Annotated in this window: 2 pseudogenes; both read right to left on the reverse strand. The window is 36.7% G+C overall.

The window, feature by feature from the left end:
• Positions 1-323 (reverse strand): annotated as a pseudogene (locus H8S17_RS16245) (hypothetical protein); the annotation flags it as partial.
• Positions 324-448: 125 nt separating this feature from the next.
• Positions 449-782, reverse strand: a pseudogene (locus H8S17_RS16250) (hypothetical protein); the annotation flags it as partial.

A 782-nucleotide genomic window follows, 5' to 3' on the forward strand; every position in this document is an offset into this window, starting at 1 on the left:
ATCCCTTTACATTTTGGATTGGCATTTTGATTTTTCATTGCACTTTTTGCCTGTTGGTATAACTGCTTTCTATCCGGTGCAACCTCTGACAAATATTCTGCCCTTAACTGCAATAGCTGCCTTGAAATAGCATCTTGTTCTGTCTTATCAGTAGCATTGGCAGCCTTTTGTGCCAGTTTCTTAATCTCACTCACAAATTCAGTCTGCGTTCTTGTACTTTTTCCTTTCGATGGAATATAAGACCAGTTTGGTTCTCCATTACTACCAGAAGTAATTAACTGTTCCCTTCCAACTGTTCCTATATTTGAAAAAGAGATTCCCATAAATCCACCTCACGGTTCATAAATAAATCTATCTATAACTTTATATCTACTGACTTTCTGCCACTCTACTCTCTGGTGATGCCATCCTATGCACCAATTAGATATTTTTCTTTTATCAAATCCTCTTATGCCTTAATATCAAAACTTGATCTATCAGGTGCAGAAATACTCACAGATTCTGCTACAAGGCTCTGTGTCATACTTTTTACATCATTACCAGTTATGGATAAGGTATAATCACCCGTTTCTTTTCTTTCTGCCGATTTTTCTGCACGTTGCTTTGCAGCTTTTTCTTCCTCTGCTTTTTTAGCAGCTCTTTTTTCTTTTACCTTTTCCTCTTTTTCTCTGTTCTCTTTTACTTTTCGTTCAGCATTCTCTTTCGCTATTTTCCCATCTGGATCATTTGTACCAGATATTGCCACCGAAATATTTCCGTTTTCATCAACCTTATAACTCAGA

It is taken from the genome of Roseburia zhanii (assembly GCF_014287635.1).
In the GTDB taxonomy this organism is placed as follows: domain Bacteria; phylum Bacillota; class Clostridia; order Lachnospirales; family Lachnospiraceae; genus Roseburia_B; species Roseburia_B zhanii.